This window comes from Chitinophaga sp. CF418, assembly GCF_900142925.1.
Classification (GTDB): Bacteria; Bacteroidota; Bacteroidia; order Chitinophagales; family Chitinophagaceae; genus Chitinophaga.
This window is the reverse complement of the sequence record NZ_FRCN01000007.1, coordinates 60166-79042: the sequence shown is the minus strand read 5'-3', so window position 1 is coordinate 79042 and position 18877 is coordinate 60166. Positions and strand designations below refer to the sequence as shown.

The following is an 18877-nucleotide window of genomic DNA, read 5'->3' as shown; positions in this document are numbered from 1 at the left end:
TAACCGGTAACCATCGGCTACCGGTTATACTTTTTCTTTACACCAACTTATGAGTTCTGACCTCCGTCCACCCTGATCGTAGATCCGGTGATATACGAGGCATCAGGACCTGCTAAAAACGCGACCACCGCAGCTATTTCTTCCGGAGCCGCATAACGGCCTAATGCTGTTTCCGCCTTTACAACACTTGCGAATTCAGTGTTATCAGGATTCATGTCAGTAGCGGTCGGACCAGGTTGTACAGTGTTAACGGTGATTCCTTTTTTGCCAAGGTCGCGTGCCCATCCCCTGCTATAGGCTGCCACAGCAGCTTTGGAAGCAGCGTAGTCTGCAAAACCCGCGAAACTCATCCTGTCGGCAGTAGAAGAGCCTATGTTAATCACACGTCCTCCCTCCCCCAGGTATTTGCTAGCCTTGCGTACCGCAGCTGCAACACCTGTAACGTTTACAGCATGCAGTTGTTCAAGTGCCGGCAACGTATCTTCAGCATTATCTACAGGGCTGTATACAGTTACGCCAGCGCTGTTCACCAGTATATCCAGACTTCCAAGTTGTTTCACTGTTTCTTCCACAGCATGTTCAACCTCTTTTACTTTACCACTGTTAGCCCTGATCGCAATAGCCTTACCACCAGCCCTGTTTATTTCACTTACCAGTGCATTCGCCTTGTCTTCAGCACTCACATAAGTGAATGCAACACGTGCGCCATCAGCAGCCAGACGTTTAACGATTGCAGCGCCGATCCCACGGCTGCCTCCTGTTACCAGGGCTATTTTATTTGCTAAGTTTGACATGATATTTAATATTTACTTGTTATTGATCTGTTTTACTATTTGTTATTTTATTTCTTCCGGGATGTTATGGGTATACTTTACACTCTCAACACCATTCCGCGATCTCTTTCTCACTTTCTCAGTTTTTCTTCCGGAAGATGTTATGGGGATACTTTACACTCCCAACACGCGCCGTATCATCCTCAATATTTCGCCAGATGAATAGCGGCAAGCGGTCCTCCGGGGAATTGCTGCATCCTGCCACCCTGTACAAGGCCTCCCAGGTCTATTCCTGCGAATCCCATACTGCTTAACAATCTGCCCGTAACCTCTTTTGCGGCCTTGTCATCTCCTGAATAAAACACTACCCTATTGCCTCCGTTCTGTGCAGGATTAGCGGTGATCAACGCCGGCGGTAAAGTATTGAACACTTTCACCAGCGCCGCACCAGGCACTTTAGCAGCAACTACTTCACTGGAGGTCTTTCCTCCGAGATCGGGTAAAATGAAACCGGGAGTGATAATGGGGTTCACTGGGTCAAACACAATCTTTCCGGAAAGGTCAAGTCCTGCTACTGCCGCATCCAGATGCTGCCAGGGTACAGCTATCATTATCACGTCTGCCTGTGCAGCAGCTTCTTTAGTACCCGCCTGTATACCTTTCAGGTCCTTTATAACTGCATCGAGTGACGCAGGTCCCCTGCTATTGCTGATAATTACTTCATGTCCTGCCGCTGCTGCCTGCTTTGCAAAGGCCAGCCCTATTGCACCTGCTCCTATTATTCCTATTTTTGTTTTCATGGCTTATCGTTGATTTTATTTGATGATCAACGATGTAAAATTGCATCAAAATGGAGCCCCGTTCCAATGACAACTGATACGGAAAAGCCTTTAAAACTTTAAAGAAAAAGCCTTGACAAATGTCAAGGCTCATACATACTAACTTTGATAATCACTTCTTTGCGGGTTGCGATCGTACCCTGCTGAGCGTCTCCGGTGTCACTCCCAGGTAAGATGCGATCATATGCAATGGTACCCTGTTCATCAGATCCGGGTACTTTTCGATGAAATCCCTGTATTTCTCCTCAGTCGTATAACTGATAGCTGCATGAATTCGGTGATTGGCGGCTATATAACTCCTGTGCACCAGTGTATTGACCACCTTATTCAATTCCGGTATCTGCTGACATAATGCTTCAAAATCCTCTTTTTTGAACATGACCACTACCGCATCTTCCAGCACATCAATGTTGGTGGTAGACGGTGTTCCATTCACGAGGCTCTCCCTGTCGCCCGCCCACCAGTTCTCCACCGAGAACTTCATAATTCGCTCTATGCCCTTTTCATCCAGGTAATAGCTCCGCAGGCATCCTTTAGCCACAAATGCATAATATTTCCACACATCGCCCTCCTGTAACAGGTATTGTTTCCTGCGTAGTTTCTTAATAAAACTGCGGGATTGGATCAACGCCAGGTCTTCTTGTGTGAAGCTACCTTTCGACTGGAGGTATTGCTGAAAAACATCAAACATGCGGTATTGCTTAAGTATTACGGCCTAAATTTACTGCATAGTTATAAATTAGCGAAAGCCCTGTTTAGAACGCTTCTCCCAGGTTTATATTAAACGTGCTGCCATACTTACTAATGCCATAATCAAACGCAATATTAGTACCTGACTTTTTATTGAACTTGATACGTAAACCAGCCCCTGTAGCAGGATGCAATCCTGTAAACCGGTAGCTATCCGGCTTTGTCACAGTATTCGCGTTCGCAAATACGACAAAACCCAGCAACCCGTTTTTGGTAATGTCCTTCCTGTACTCTACCTCCAGGTCTATCAGTCCTTTTCCCCTGAACCGGTTCTGATCTATACCCCTGCCGCTCCGGTTATTCGGGTCCCATCCAATACTTGGCAGGTCCAGGTAAGGCGTCTTATTACTAAGCGTTGTCCAATAAAATCCCCATAAAGCCAGTACATTCTGCTCCCTTTCATCACCGAAATGAATGTACCTCCTGTAATCCAGGTACAGGGATTCCCAGTTGTCATTGCTACCCAGGAACTTGGGATTGATCCTGAAAACCGCATTAAAATAATACCCAGGCCGCGGGTTAATGGAGTTCTTCCTGGAATCCTTCAGCAGGTTGACAGAGATCCCTGAAGACACCGTCTGGTTCACATCCGTTCCATACCTGTAGCTCACGAACTTCGACAGTGGCAGGCTGTCATTATCGCGGATGCCAATATTGGAATGCCAGTCCATATGATACCCCAGTCCCGCCAGCCATTTAGGCATGACCTTACGGTAAAAGGTCTCATAAAACCGGAAATAATTATTCCCCAGTAACTGCTTCTGCTCATCAGTTACGCCATTCCCCATCCCCCAGGTGTACTGCGGATTGATAATAAAGCGCATATCCCCCGCCATATTGTACATATTGCCCTCCAGCCATATATTAGACCGCAGGGCAAAGGAAAAGCGTCCTTTGAAGGAAAAAGACGGGGTAAATGATACGTTTGACAGGTAGGTTGTCTTTCGCGGCCCCATGTAAAAGGCCGCATTCGTAGAGGTGATCAGCATTACACCACCTCCCGGCACTGAGGATGGCACCGGCAACAATGAATAATATATGCTACGCTTGCTCACTTTTTGAGGCGGCTTCGGTTTGTAGTGGATGGCTCCCTTAAACAGGTCTATTATGTCCTTACGGGGTACAGTATCCTCATCCTGGTCATCATCCCTGCGCTGAGCAATCAGGCAGCCGGGAAGGGCTAAAAACAGTACTATTATCAGGGTAACTTTATTCATCAGCGTCAATAATCTTTCTAACATGATACTTAGTATAGTCTAAATATTATGCCAGCAAATAAGCCGGCTACCGGCCAGGCGGCTACACTAAAGGATTGTAGTAAAAGGATTGCATCTGCAACTCCCCGGCATTATCTTTGCCCTACACACCCATAATGCTAATCCATGCCAGCCATGTCAAAGAAACACCTGCTGTTTATTGCACTACTACTTTTATCAGTAACGTACAACATCTTCGCTCAACAATCACCCACCGCCATACCCATTCAATTCACTTTAAAACAAGCCGGTTACGTTACCCTGGTTGTTGAGAACAGTGCAGGAATACGCGTACGCAATCTGGTTGCTGAAACATGGTTTTCCGCCGGTAAAAACACAGTACAATGGGATGGCCTCGATGATCTAGGAAGAGATGCTGACGCTGCAAGACATGGCGTTTATAACGTTCCCGGCAAGATGGTTACGCCAGGACAATACAAGGTCCGCGGACTGGTAAGAGGTGCTATCAACGCTCACTATGAGCTGGCAACTTATTCAACGGGCACTCCCCCCTGGAGAACAGAAGATCACACCGGCGCCTGGCTGGCCAATCATACACCTCCGCAGGCGGCTTTATTTGTCCCTGCAGGCGCTTCCCCTACCGGACAATCCGCAGTGCTCTTAGGTTGTTACATCACCGAAGGCCCCGATGGCATGGCCTGGGTAGACATGAATGGCCGCAAACGGGGAGGCCGTACCTGGGTAGGCGGCGTCTGGACTGCCGCTCCCTTCATGGCAATAGACAATGGCCCTAAAGCCATTCCCGGCACCGATCTGTATGTGGCTTCCGCATGGGAAACCAACAAACAGTCCGGCATTGCAGAACTCCGCCTCAATGCCCTAAGCGCCAACAAAAAGAACGACTACGACGTCAAACAGATCCTCAAATATTCCCTGGGCGCCATCCCTTTGGATGACGTACAGGAAGCCATCTCCGGCATGGCAGTAAGCAATGGCATCCTGCTCATCAGCCTTCGTGACAGGAACCGCATACTGATCATCGATGTAAACCAGGCCAAAGTAACAGACAGCATACAGATCACTGCGCCTGCAGGTATGTGCTATGACGCAACAGGACGTTTGTTATTGCTTTCGGGAAATGATTTATTGCGTTTTACCGGCTCCCTCCGCAGTAACAAACCGGAAAAACTAATTGACAATGGCCTGGAAGCGCCCTATGCGCTTACGCTTGATAAAACAGGCAACATCTATATCAGCGATCGTGGCAAAAGCCACACTGTCAAAATATTCTCTCCAGCAGGTAAATACCTCCGGCAGATCGGTACTCCCGGTACTCCTGCTGCCGGCCCATATAATCCGCAGCACATGAACAATCCTGCCGGTATCACCATCGACGCCCAACAACAACTATGGGTAACAGAAGCCGACTACCTGCCCAAAAGGGTCAGCGTATGGTCGCTGGATGGCAAACTGCTGCACGCTTATTACGGTCCTCCGAAATACGGAGGCGGCGGCACCCTCGATCCGCAGGACAAGTCCCGCTTCTATTACGCTGACGATGCCCATGGCGCGATGGAGTTCTCCCTGAACTGGCAGACGGGTACCTCCACCTTAAAACAGGTTTACTACCGCCCCGGGACCAATGACCTGCCACTGCCAGATCGCAATGCAGCACCGGAAACACCGCTCTATTACAACGGACAACAATACTTCACCAACTGCTACAACAGCAATCCCACCAGCGGCGCTCCTGTCGCCGTCCTCTTCATCAGGCGGGATGGTATTGCATATCCTGTTGCAGCCATGGGACAAGCTTCACAATGGGACCTCCTGCAGGGAGACGCTTTCAGGTCCTCATGGCCCCAAGGCGTTAACCTCAATGCCAAAGGAGGCTCCAGCCAGGCATTCTTCATGTGGCAGGACCAGAACGGTGACGGCCGCGTACAACCCGGCGAAGTAAAATACCAGCTGGGCAAAACAGGCGGTGTCACCATCATGCCCGACCTGTCCTTCTGTATCGCCAGGATCAACGATAAAGCCGTCCGTTTCGCCGTTACCGGCGCCACCAGCCGCGGCGTACCACTATACGACATTACCAAAGGAAAAGTACTCGCACAAGATGTACAATCCCCTGCTTCCTCAGGTGGCGATCAGTTACTTGAAGGCCCCGATGGATGGAGTGTGCTCACTTTAGGCATGCAACCATTCTCCCCGCTCTCTGTCAGCGGTACAAAGAACGGAACACCTGTATGGAGTTACCCCGATCTCTGGCCCGGACTGCATGCATCTCACAATGCACCTGTTGCAGATCTGGCGGGACAGCTCACAGGCACCACCCGCCTGCTTGGAGGTTTCTTCAATGTCAAAGGCACAGACGTAGGCCCCCTATGGGCCATCAATGGCAATCACGGGAATGTCTATATTTTTACTGCGGATGGTCTCTTCGTAGCATCCCTCTTCCAGAATATGAGAAGCGGCAGGATCTGGCGTATGCCTTCTGCACAAAGGAATATGCCGCTGGACAGTATCACCCTGGGTGAAGAGAATTTCTGGCCCAGCATCACCGCTACCCCCGATGGCAAGGTTTACCTGGTGGACGGCGCACGCAGCGCCATCGTAAGACTGGACGGTATGGACAACATCAGCCGGCTGCCCGACATGACCATCACCGTAAACCAGTCCTCACTCAACAGAAGTCTTGCCGCGATAGCCTCAACACAGGCCGCCCGTCAACTGGCAACAGGTCCCAAAACCTTACAGGTCAACATCCTCTCTCAAAAGCCTGCCATAGACGGTAAACTAAATGACTGGTCATCCGCCTCCTGGGCAGACATCGACAAGAGAGGGGTAAAAGGATACTTCAACTCCAGCGCGCAACCTTACGATGTTAGCGGCGCACTGGCCGTTTCCGGTGGAAGATTGTACGCGGCCTTCCGTACCGGCAATCCGCACCTGGCAGACAACTCCGGTGAAATGCCCCAGGCGCCTTTCAAAACCGGTGGAGCGCTTGACATTATGATTGGCAGTGCCAATACCAAAGCCGATCCCAATCGGCGTACACCCATCGCTGGCGACTGCCGCCTGCTGATCAGCGTCATCAACGGCAAACCACAGGCATTACTCTACCGCGCCGTAGTACCGGGTACCCGCTCAGAAGATAAAGTGCCGTTCTCTTCTCCGTCCAGGACCATCACCTTCGACAGGGTCGACAATCTCACCAGCCAGCTCCAGTTTGCCACTTCTGAGGGCAATTACGAGCTTTCCATACCTTTGTCGGCATTGGACATCCAACCTGCCGACGGACTTAAAATTAAAGGAGATATAGGCATTTTACGGGGTAATGACGGCGAGACTACCTCCCGTCTTTATTGGAGCAACAAAGCCACCGGCATCACTGCCGATGTTCCTTCTGAAGCAATGTTGTCACCCGATCTGTGGGGAACATTTCAGTTCCGGAAGAAGTAAAGACGATGCTTGTATTGTGGGTATTAACAGTACTTTACTGTTCGCTTCCCGACAAAGATTGTCCAAATCCGGACAGATGCTTGCCGCTCAAAAGTGCACAACAGAGCCATACACAATAGTTTACAGGAATGGCAACATTCTTGTGCCGGGAGAAGAAACTGCTAAGTATGTTCAGCATGAAATTACCTGAGGTCTACGTTTATCCTGTCCTGCGTATTACCCCAGTAAGAAAACACTACTTTGCCTGCCAATGAATCTTTGGCAACCGCATCTTCGTAACGGCAATCTAGTGCTTGATCGCGGTTATCGCCTACCAGGAAGTAGGCATCCGCAGGAACGGTCACTTTGAAATTATCCTTATCCACATTGCGCATAGCAGGGGTAAGATAAATATGATGTCTATGCCCCGCCGGCAATACCTCCTCATATTCCTGCACCTGCTTGCCATTTTCTATAATCCGCTCAGCGATCATCTTCGTTTTTGCAGGTACGCCGTTGATAATAATTTTCCCTCCAGTTATTTCCAATCGATCTCCTGGCAATCCTACAACCCGGTAAATGCGGTATATCCCTTGCCGCTTAAATACAGCCAGATCTCCATAGTTCGCAGGTTCTCTTTTATATGCTCTCATGTCGATTATTAATCTGTCGCCGATTTTAACATTAGGTTCGCTGGAAGCCGTAGGTACTACGAAATTGATAACGCCTAATGACTGTAGGTCAAATATAGAACGTACAGCTATTACAACCGCAACAGCTCCGACATAAAAAAACCAGGTATTGTACGGCTTAAGTGAATATAATGCCTGCCGTCTTGCACTTATAACGGCATCGATTATATTGTACAGGTAGATCAGGAGTTGGCCCAGTACACATATTATAAACCCGGAAAAAAATGTGATCCACCGCGTAATGCCAAATACCACCGGGAAGGCTAGTATTATCAGGAAGATCAGTAGGCCCTTCTTCCATTGGCCGTTATAAAGCTGTCCTACACCTGGTGTAAAAAGAGAAAATAGTAACGCTATCCAGGGATTTCTTGGTTTTACAACCGGGATTTCCTGTACAGGTTTTGTGTGAAGCGTATTATCCATTGGATTAAAGTCAAAAGGTAAAGGGAATGTTCTTTGTCTAAGTTAAATACATTATGCGATTTACACAACAAGATGATTATTTCTCTAATGCCTTTTTCTTTCATTAGTTCATCTTATCAAGCCACTTATTTATCTACATCTATCTACATTGGTTTTTCACTACTATGTGTTCTGTATAAAACTTACACTAAGCCGACATATACCTCACAAAGTCGCCTTTGCATATGGTCGTCCCATCTTACCTTTTCCTCCAATTGGACGACAATAACGGCGGACGGTTTGAGGTGGAGATCACTCCCCTCACCACATCCAACAAAAAAAGCCGCATCCAAAGACGCGGCTCTTCAAAAAACAAAAAGCTTATTCGGCCTTAAGACTCCTGACCGGATTCATCAACGCTGCCCTCACGCTCTGAAAACTAACTGTCACCAGCGTAACCACCAATATCCCTAACCCCGCCACTGCAAAAATCCACCACGATATTTCCGATCTATATTGATAATTCTGTAACCACTCACGCATAAAATAATACGCCATTGGCATCGCAATCAAAAACGCCACCGCCACTAACATTACAAAATCCTTCGACAACATCGTCCACAGGTTAAACACTGACGCCCCTAATACTTTTCGCACACCGATCTCCTTCGTCCGCCGCTCCGCCATAAACGACGCCATTCCAAACAATCCAAGACAGCTAATAAAGATCGCCAGCAGCGAAAAGAACCCCGTCAGCTTCCCTACCCGCACTTCCGTCCCGAATTTCTTCGCATACTCAACATCTACGAACCGGTAGTCAAACGGTTGTTCAGGACTATACTTCTTAAACACCGCCTCGATCTTTGCCAATGCTGTCTGTGCATCCAGTGCAGGGTTAATACGGATAAGCATAATCCCCAGGTTATCCCTGTTCATATGAAAAACCGCCGGCCGTACCGGCTGATAAGGTGATTCCATGATCATATCTTTAACGACACCGATGATGGTGAACGAGCGATTTCCCCATTGCAAAATCTCTCCCACAGGATCTTTCAGCCCCATGAACTTCACCGCCGCTTCATTCACCACAAATGCAGCGGAATCTGACGCAAAGTTCGTAGCAAAATCCCTCCCTGCTTTGAACTGCCAGCCCACTGCCTTACCATATTCGGACGACACGGTAACATTCGGCATATCTATCGCCAGATTAGGATCTTTGCCTTTCCAGGAAATATCCCCATTCGTCTGCCATATGGTAGTCGTAGGAGCGCTCGCCTCTGACATCTCAACAATCGCCCGACTATTTATCAACTCACTGCGTACCGCATTAAAGTGCTCATGAATATCCGGTACATTCAGCTCCATAGATATCAGTCCCTCACGGGAATACCCCACCGGTCGCGTCCTGGCAAACTGCACCTGCCTGAATACGGTGATAGTACCGATGATCAGTACCAGCGAAACGGTGAATTGCATCACCACCAGTATCCTGCGGGGCAAAGCCGCATTACGTCCAACACGAAAGGTCCCCTTTAATACTTTGACAGGTTGAAAAGATGAAAGGTAGAAGGCCGGATAGCTACCAGCCACCAGTCCTGTTAACAGCGTAACAACGATACCCGTTAACCAGAAGATAGGATTAGTCCAAAGGATAGACATCTTCTTATCAGCCACATTGTTAAAAAAAGGCAGCGCCAACTGTGTGATAACGATACACAATATAAACGCCAACGCCACTACCAACAGAGACTCACTGAAGAACTGACCTATCAGCTGCGTACGCAGCGAGCCGATAGCCTTACGGATCCCTACTTCCCGTGCACGCTTCTCTGAACGTGCAGTGCTCAGGTTCATGAAATTAATACAAGCTAACAATAGTACAAACAACCCAATGACGCCGAATAACCATACAAACTGTATACGACCACCCGCATTCACCCCATTTTTAAATTCCTCATGCAAATGCCAATTGCTCATCGGATGCAGGAAAACAACCGGCTTAAAACGCTTATCCTCTTCACTGAGATGCTCCTCTCTCAACCGTGCGATCTTCGCTGACGCACTGGCCACACTTACATTATCCGCCAGCTCCACATATACCAGGAAAGCATTAAAGCCCCAGATATCTTTATTATCTTTCAGCCCCGGAAGATCATTCTTGATATAGACACTCCAGGGAGCGATAAAACCGATATCATTAAAGCTGGAATTATATGGCAGGTCTTCGTATATGCCTTTTACGATCAGGTTCTCCTTGTTATCCAGCCGTATGGCCTTATCCAAGGGATCTTCATTCCCAAAATAGGCAGCAGCAGTAGATGCAGATAACAAAATAGAAGAAGGATCTTTCAACGCATCCCGTGAACCGCGCAACATCTTAATATCCATCAATGCCGGCCCATTAGGCTCCATGAACTTCCCTATCTTACGCAGCTTCTTATCGCCAACAGAAAGTACCTTATAAAAATCCCAGGAAGACATCACTACCTGCTTAAAATCACTCCCATACCTTTCCCGCAGCTCATCCCCCACAGGATAGGGCATGGTCCGCCAGGTATCTATCTGCCCGCCAAAATCCTGCGTCTGCATCAACTGGGCAATACGGTCATAATGCCTGTTATACTTATCAAAGGAAAGTTCGTCCCAGATCCACAAACCGATCAGCATAGCCACCGCCATGCCCATCGCCAGTCCGCCAATATTAATAAGGGAATACCCCTTGCTCTTCAAAAGATTGCGCCAGGCAATTCTGAAATAGTTCCTGATCATAATGGTATGGGTTGTAGCATCTCAGCGCACCGAAAGTATGCCAATTACTTCCAACCATGACTATCAACTACTTATACCATCAAAACACCCTTATGTTGTCCGGTTTCGTAACACTATAATGTCCATTCCCGGATTATTCCCCCTCGCATACGGCAGCCCCCTCTTATCTCTTCCCCCAAATTGGACGACAATAACGGCGGACGGTTTGAGGAGGAGATCACTGGCCTTTGTTATTTGAAGTACGCTGACACGCCCCACCAGGAGTTTAATATCATTCCCACAGCCCATCCGCCAAACACCGCCGCATAGCAAGGAACTTCAAAGAACTACAGCCAGTGATCCCACCTCAAACCGAACCGCATGACGTCCAATCCCCCCAACACCACCGTCCTCAACAAAAATCCCCCAAAATATAGGAATTATAAATTTCATTCATATATTTGTATTGTTATAACTATATACTTCTGTAGTATATAAAACATTCAATTATAATACTATACCATATATCACCGTCTTTATTCATTTACAACCTAATTCAATATGCATATTGCATTTGTAATCGACCTTCTCGCATTTGAAGGATTGGGTACTACACTCACCTCTCTCGTGAGAAACTGCGGGGACACAGAAAAGTTGACACTTCACTTTATCTGTTCAGATGTTACCTCAAAGCATAAAAATAATATCCTACGCTTGCTGCAGGAAGAAGAATACCGCGGTAATACGGAATTTCATGACTTCGATGCCCCTGAAAGATTCGGTCATCTCAACTCCCTGCATGGCAACTGGACCACATACGGCAAGTTCCTCATACCTGAAGTGATCAACGCAGACTACGCACTTTACCTCGACGCCGATCTGCTTATTCTGCTCGACATCCTCTCACTACAGGATATCAAATTTAACGATCACTTCCTGGCCGCCGCGCCAAGAGGACCGTTCAAGAATGCATTAGACGGAAAATTCCTGATAGAAAAATTAGGCGTTGACGGAGAACAGCGCTGCTTCAATGCAGGCGTACTGTTGTTCAATCTGAAGGCCTGGAAAGAACGAAATATCGATCAGAGCATAGAGCAACTTTTCGAACAATATCCACAGGAATTTCCATCACACGACCAGACCATCCTTAACGGTCTCTGTGCCGGTAAATTTCACTACTTCGAAGGCCGCTTTAACAATATCTGGACACCGGAACAAACGCCACCGGAACAAACAGACAATGTGATCTTCCATTTCGCAGGAGCGCCAAAACCATGGGACCTCCTCGGAAAGACGATCCACTCCGGACATACTATCTGGGCAGCCTACGATACCAACTTCTGGGATGCCAAATACAAGAACTTCACATTTGCGAAATTACACCGTACCTGGAAGATCAGAAGATCGCTGGCCAAGCAGTTTCTGAAAAGATTCCGCGGAGCAAAAGTTCCTGTTCCAGCCCAGGCTAAATAACTTTAACACAACAAAGCAACGGCGTCCACTATCCGATCGGGTAGTGGACGCTGTTGCTTTACACCATATCGATCTATTTCGATTTTATCCATTATCTTCGCACCATAAAACAGCCACCTGAAATGCGAAAATCTGGTACTGTTTGATCCATTACAAAGTATCCTTTAGAAAACCATTTTACTGTACAGCACCCATCTGTTGTACCTATCGAAAAACCTTGCAATCCAATTCCCTTAAACAAAAACCATATGAACACAACCCGTGCCACGACACGCAGGAGAATGACCTTTCTCTTCGCCGTTGTCCTCTCCATTATCATGACAGGTATGACCGGTACGCCCGCTTTCTCCCAGAACTGGAGATTAGCCCAACCAGCATACCCAACTACAGACGCATTTGTCATTACCTACTCCGTTGCCGATTACGGCGCCACCGGCGATGGTGTGACAGATGTTACCAACATCTTCCAGGACCGTCTCAACGCTTTAGGCGCTTTAGGCGGAGGAACTTTGTATGTGCCTGCCGGCAAATATCTGATCCGTGGTACCCTGCTCATACCTAAAGGTATCACCCTGCGCGGTGAATGGCAGAAACCCACAAAAGGCCAGCCTATCAACGGTACTATCCTGATGGCTTATGCCGGCCGTGGCGATGAAAATGCAACACCTTTCATTACCATGCAGACCTCTGCTGCGGTGCGCGACCTGGCCATCTGGTATCCGGAACAACTGCCGGATAATATCACACCCTATCCGCCGGCCATCGTATTCGGAGCGCCCAATTACTTTGGTAATGAATTCTGCAATGCCAGGAACGTCACATTCGTCAACGCCTATACCGGTATCGTCTTCTCAAGAACGAACGGCGGCACCTGTCCTGTGATCAACGGCGTATATGGTACGCCCTTGTCCAGAGGTGTAGAGATAGACAATATCGTTGACGTGGGAAGGATAGAGAACATCAACCTCTCTCCCGCTTACTGGGCTGGCTCGGGACTGCCCAATGCCCCTGCCGCAGGTGGTTCCTACGCTAACTGGATCTACCAGAATGGTACCGGTATCGTAATGCGCAGGAACGACTGGTCGTACACTGCATTCGTGGATATCGAAGGTTATGCTATCGGCTTCCATGCGGTGACCTCTATTCCCAGTGCGCCAGCCGTCCCTAACGGACAGAACTACGCCATGACCTTTACCAATTGTAAAACCGGTATCTATGCCGAAGTAGTGAGCAATGTAGGTATCATGTTCGCCCGTTGCACGACGATCAACTGCGCTACCGGTCTCGCTATTGGCGGTGGGTCCTCCACCAATGGCGCCTTACAGCTGCATACCTGTACTTTCGGTGGATCTGTTGACGCCATTACCGCTGATCCCACCTGCGTGGCCAGGATCATGCTGCAACAGTGTACCATTACCGGCGGTAACGTGAACATCGGCGGCGGCACTTTCGCTGCGTCCGATTGCGACTTCAATAACAAAGCTCCGCAGATAGTACTGGGCGCTAATGCAAGAGGTATCGTCACCGGCAACCGTTTCAAAAATGGAGTAAGCATTGAGAACAACTCACTCTACACCAATGCCATTGACCATACGCCATTGACACTGAAGAAACTGCCTCCTTATCCTATCATCACACAAACTACACACAAGCCATCCCGTCAGGTGCTGTACCTCGCTACAGCAGCGCCTTTCAATGCCAAACCTGATGGCGTGACCGACAATACCACCGCTATCCAGAATGCACTCACTAAAGCCGGTACAGACGGTGGCGGTATCGTATTCCTTCCTCCCGGAAAATATAAAGTGACCGGCCACCTCACAGTACCTGCCAACGTAGAACTCAAAGGAGCTGCCGACAACAGCACCACGCCTACCGGACCAGGCAGCGTACTGGAACCATATGCTGATAAAGGCAATCCTAACGGCACGCCTTTCATCAAATTATCTGCCGGTAGCGGACTACAGGGCCTTACCATCAACTACCCGGAACAGATGGCTTCTCTCGCACCTAATTTCCCTGCCTATCCCTACACCATACAGGTAACAGGCAGCGATGTTTATATCGTTAATATCGGCCTCCGCGCTGTGTACAATGGTATAGATATGTTCACCTACCAGTGTAACAATCACTATGTTGACTGGCTGGCCGGACACGTATTCCACAATGCGATCAAAGTAGGTGGTGGTACCAGCGGCGGACAAATCTCCAACACCCAGTTCAACACCATCGCGTACGCAGCAGGAGCCGAATCAAAATTCGGCAGCTGGCCCAACTCACCACAGGGCGATAATTCTGCCATCTACTCTTATCAGCTGAACAACATGGATTTTATCATCCTGGGCAATGCACAGAATGAGATCCTCTACAACGATTTCGTATACGGTGCACACCATGGCCTGATCCTCGCCAATGAAGGCAGCGGCGCTTCAGGCATCAGTATGGGCCTCGGACTGGATGGCACTAAAAACGCGATCAGCTTTGAGAAGTTAGGCGCAGGCGGATTTGATTTCATCAACAGCCAGATAGTAGCCCTGAACAACAACCAGGATACCTCTACCAGCTACCTCAATACCACCAATACTTTCACCGGTCAGATCAACCTGTATAACTCCGACTACTGGGGTAATCCTGCCAGGTCTATCGTATCTGCCGGAGGCGCTGTTAATATGCAGACCGCCAACTTCGCAGAACCCGGCTTCCAGAACTGGGGTGTCATTCGTAGTGGTTCACTGAGTCTGCATAACTCCACTATCTGGCCGGTAGGCACCTTGCTGAACGCCGGTGCAGAAGCTAAATTCTCCGCACAGTCTTCCATCGTAGACAGCTCCAATATCGACGCTTACAAAGCCGCTTTATGGAAGAACAACCTGGGTAATATCTGGTCTGTTTCTGTAGCTGGCGCCATGGACAGACAGGGCTGGACGGCTTCTGCTTCTGTCAATACCAATAACGCAAAGAATGCGCTGGACAGCAACGCTGTAACCCGCTGGGATACACAGGGCAGCCAGGTGAACGGACAAACCTTCACCGTAGACATGAAAACAGTCAATACCATCAACAGAATTGTACTCGATGCTACCGACAGTCCCTCCGACTCTCCCGCCGGTTACAGCGCTTACATCTCCAACGATGGCGTCAACTGGGGCAGTCCTATTGCATCAGGTACTGGTCCTCAGGGTATGACACTCATCACCTTCCCTGAAAAAGTGGGCCGCTACATCCGTATCGTACAGACAGGCTCTAAGGGCAACTACTGGTCCATCCATGAGTTCTACGTATTTGGCCGGGTGAACGTTGCCAGCGTAAGTGTAACACCGGGTTCCGGCAATCTCAGTATAGGCAGCACACAACAGTTAACAGCCACCGTCCTGCCTGCCAATGCTACCAACAAAGCAAAGACCTGGTCATCCACCAATCCGAGTATCGCTACTGTCGATACCAGCGGTAAAGTAACCGCCATAGCACCGGGCATCGTTACGATCACTGTCACCACCGTAGATGGTAATAAAACTGCCAGCTGCATCGACACCGTGAAAGCGCCTAACAACGCCTATGGCGGCACACCTGCTGCCATCCCTGGCAGGATCGAGGCTGAGAACTTCGACAACGGCGGACAAGGTATCGCTTACTCAGACGCAGACCCTGCAAACAGCGGCGGCTTATACAGATCCGAAGGCGTTGACGTGGAAGCCTGTGGCGACGGCGGCTACGATGTAGGTTATACCGCTGCCGGCGAATGGCTGAACTATACGGTGAACATCACCACACCCGGTTCCTACACACTCCAGGCCCGTATTGCATCTCCTTACGGCAGCAGACGCTTACATGTAGAACTGGATGGCGTGAATATCTCAGGTACCATCAACATCCCTAACACCGGCGGCTGGCAAACATACCAGACACTGACTGCCACTACACCGGCCCTCACCACTGGTATTAAAACACTGCGCATCGTGGTGGAGACAGACGGTTTCAATGTTGACTACCTCACACTGACCCTTAGCGGTACAGCAAGCGTAGCTAAACTGGTTGACAATACCGCTGAAATCGTCGCTTATCCTAACCCGGTAACCGGTAATCAGCTGAACCTTCAACTGGTGAACCATACAGCAGGTAAATACCGTGTTGTACTGTTCAACTCACTGCACCAGCCTGTATTCACCACAGCTATCAATGTTGACAAAGCGACCGGCACCTATCCCCTGTCATTGCAGAACGCTTTGCCCGCTGGTTATTACATGCTGGAAGTGATCGATCAGAAAGGCTACCGTGAAGTGAAGAAGATCATCGTTCAGTAAGGGCACTTTTCTATCGCTACAAGGCAATATCAGGAAAGAATTCAAGGCGGTTTGAAACAATGTATACAGGACGCAAAATCGTGTGTTCAAACTGCAAAAATGTGAGGACAAAATGCAAAAACGTGAGGTTGAGCATTCAGGGCAGGCTCTTGTGCAAACTGAGGATTTTTGCCGCTTTGATCGCTTAAGCTTACATCAAACCAGCATGTAAGTTGCATATGACCAGGATATTCCTCCGTTCTTCTTCCGTTAAAAAACGGAGGAAAAACGGAGGAAAGACGGAGGAATATCCTAATCATATGCAACTTGTATGCTGGTCATGTACAGGAAATATGAGATCCGGATGCGCTCCGTTAGGTGGGTCAAAAATGGCCTGCAATCCCATGCTTTATCCATGCCTTTACCATGGCTTTGGGTTGGACCTGTGACAAAGGTCTTTCCGGTATCAACAGTGTAACACTATAGTACGAGTAGCTTTAACTTACGTTCAGAACGTAAGTTGAACGTAAGTTAAAGCTACTCGTACACTTGTAGTACCGAATACATACTATACAGATACCAGGGGCCGTTCATTCGATAGAGATTCGCTGTTCAATCCGTATTCAAATCCCTATTCGCCTGACAAGGCCCTATAGCCTTCCAGAGAGGCGCCGACCGACATCCCATACTGAAACCGGAACTACTTAGCGTAAATTATCTAAATCCCACACTTTCAACGTATCCACCATCACCTTTCCCCCTTTAGAAAACACCCCCCATCCGGTAGCTTTTTCACCAGGGAATACCAGGGTCGTCAATACCCGCTCGCCACCATTCACGAATACCTCCACAGAAGACTTGTCGAACAGCACCTGCAACCTGATCTTCCCCTCAGATGGCTTCACGCTCAGTTTATCCGTCTGCGCTACCTTCCCACCTTTCACATTCGCAATATAAAGCTCATTACGGGCCTTATTATACCCAATGACAGTTTCCTCCTTAAGCATACCGTCCTGCGCTATTTTAAGCCCAAATTCCTCTCCTGTGCCAGGCGTAAACGTAACATCTATCCAGTTGGTATTTGTATTGAACTGTTTCCCCCTGCTAAATGACACCTCTTTACTATCAATCTCCACCCCCTGTTTTACCAGCTTCTTAGACGCCGGCAACTTCTCCAGCGAGGCATTCAACACCGATGCAGGCTGTTGATATAAACACACGCCTTCCGGCGTTGATTTCAGCAGCAGGTCCCTTGCAATGGACATCTGCCCGCGCCATGGATAGGTCTGCGTCTCGAAAGGCATCAACCAGCCCAGCATGGTATGCTTTCCGTCCGGCAGATTATTATAAGGAATAGCAGCATAGAATGTCCTGCCATAATCCACGAACTGCTGGTGTTCCGCCGGATTATCATTCTTAAACGTCTTCCCGTCAAAATCACCCGTGAAATACTGCATACCCGTAGCCGCATCCTGGTTACCGGATGAGATCATGATCAGCCATTTCTTCTTTGAAGGGTCGCCATCCACGTACAGCGGCGTCAAAGACGGGCATTCCCAGATCTTACGGGTATCACCCTGGTCGCCGAATTCACTTAGCAAGTCCCATTTCCTGAGATCTTTTGAACTGTAGAACTGTAGCTTATGCTCCTGCGGAACCGCTACTGTCATCACCCATTGCTGCTGCTCCTCCATCCATATCACACTGGGATCACGGAAATCCTTTTTATGAATATCCACTACCGGATTGCCCGCATAATTGGTGAAGGTCAGACCACCGTCATTACTGAACGCCACAAACTGTGACTCCTTCTGCTGTTTAGGTTGATCTGCCGTATAGATAGCCACCAGCGGCGCTTTGCCATTGCTGCCAAAACCACTGGTATTGTTTTTATCCAGCACGGCGCAACCGGAGAAAATCCAGGTAGTAGTGTCTTTTGTTTCTATCTCCGGAATTGCTATAGGCAAATGTTTCCAGTTCAGCAGATCCGTACTGGTAGCATGCCCCCAGCTCATATGTCCCCATACGTTTGCATAAGGGTTGTGCTGGTAATAGAGATGATACACCCCATCCAGGTAGATCAACCCGTTAGGATCGTTCGTCCAGTTCTTCGCCGGAGTGAAATGATACACAGGACGCCACTGCGGAGTGGGAACCGCCTGTTGCTGGGCCAGCAAAGTGAATGGTAACAGGCATATCAGCCAGAAAGTAAATAGTTGCTTATTCATAAAATGGACAATGTTTTAATGGGCCAGTATA

Annotated in this window: 10 protein-coding genes; 3 read left to right on the top strand and 7 right to left on the bottom strand. The window is 48.7% G+C overall.

The genetic code is table 11. The features are described 5' to 3' along the window. Positions 1-47 precede the first annotated feature (47 nt). From F3I09_RS16360 to F3I09_RS16345, 4 genes are all read right to left on the bottom strand, one after another. Positions 48-794: an SDR family oxidoreductase gene (locus tag F3I09_RS16360; RefSeq protein ID WP_149696113.1), complete on the bottom strand. Its 747-nt coding sequence runs from the start codon at positions 792-794 to the stop codon at positions 48-50. A gap of 182 nt (positions 795-976) precedes the next feature. Then, positions 977-1573: an NADPH-dependent F420 reductase gene (locus tag F3I09_RS16355; RefSeq protein ID WP_149696112.1), complete on the bottom strand. Its 597-nt coding sequence runs from the start codon at positions 1571-1573 to the stop codon at positions 977-979. A gap of 151 nt (positions 1574-1724) precedes the next feature. Then, entirely contained in the window at positions 1725-2303 is a 579-nt protein-coding gene (locus F3I09_RS16350; RefSeq protein ID WP_149696111.1) for a Crp/Fnr family transcriptional regulator, read from the bottom strand. A 64-nt stretch (positions 2304-2367) separates the two neighbouring features. Continuing rightward, positions 2368-3603, bottom strand: coding sequence for an outer membrane protein assembly factor (locus F3I09_RS16345; protein ID WP_223233262.1), 1236 nt, complete (start codon positions 3601-3603; stop codon positions 2368-2370). Between the two features lie 150 nt (positions 3604-3753). On the opposite strand from F3I09_RS16345, the gene F3I09_RS16340 reads away from it, so the two are divergent. After that, positions 3754-7044 (top strand): hypothetical protein, encoded by a 3291-nt coding sequence (locus F3I09_RS16340; RefSeq protein ID WP_149696110.1) that lies wholly within the window; start codon positions 3754-3756, stop codon positions 7042-7044. A gap of 182 nt (positions 7045-7226) precedes the next feature. Here F3I09_RS16340 and lepB read toward each other — a convergent pair whose 3' ends face one another. Together lepB and F3I09_RS16330 are read right to left on the bottom strand one after the other, a co-directional pair. Continuing rightward, complete coding sequence (gene lepB, locus F3I09_RS16335) at positions 7227-8138, bottom strand: signal peptidase I (protein ID WP_149696109.1); 912 nt, start codon at positions 8136-8138, stop codon at positions 7227-7229. A gap of 360 nt (positions 8139-8498) precedes the next feature. Next, a complete protein-coding gene (locus tag F3I09_RS16330; protein WP_149696108.1) occupies positions 8499-10886 on the bottom strand; it encodes an ABC transporter permease in 2388 nt (795 codons plus the stop codon). Between the two features lie 540 nt (positions 10887-11426). Here F3I09_RS16330 and F3I09_RS16325 point away from each other — a divergent pair. Together F3I09_RS16325 and F3I09_RS16320 are read left to right on the top strand one after the other, a co-directional pair. Then, a complete protein-coding gene (locus tag F3I09_RS16325) occupies positions 11427-12338 on the top strand; it encodes a glycosyltransferase (RefSeq protein WP_149696107.1) in 912 nt (303 codons plus the stop codon). A gap of 248 nt (positions 12339-12586) precedes the next feature. Continuing rightward, positions 12587-16639, top strand: a complete 4053-nt coding sequence (locus F3I09_RS16320; protein WP_149696106.1) for a glycosyl hydrolase family 28-related protein — start codon at positions 12587-12589, stop codon at positions 16637-16639. Between the two features lie 683 nt (positions 16640-17322). On the opposite strand, the gene F3I09_RS16315 is transcribed toward F3I09_RS16320, so the two are convergent. Further along, positions 17323-18846, bottom strand: a complete 1524-nt coding sequence (locus tag F3I09_RS16315) for a glycoside hydrolase family 32 protein (RefSeq protein WP_149696105.1) — start codon at positions 18844-18846, stop codon at positions 17323-17325. Between the last annotated feature and the right edge of the window lie 31 nt (positions 18847-18877).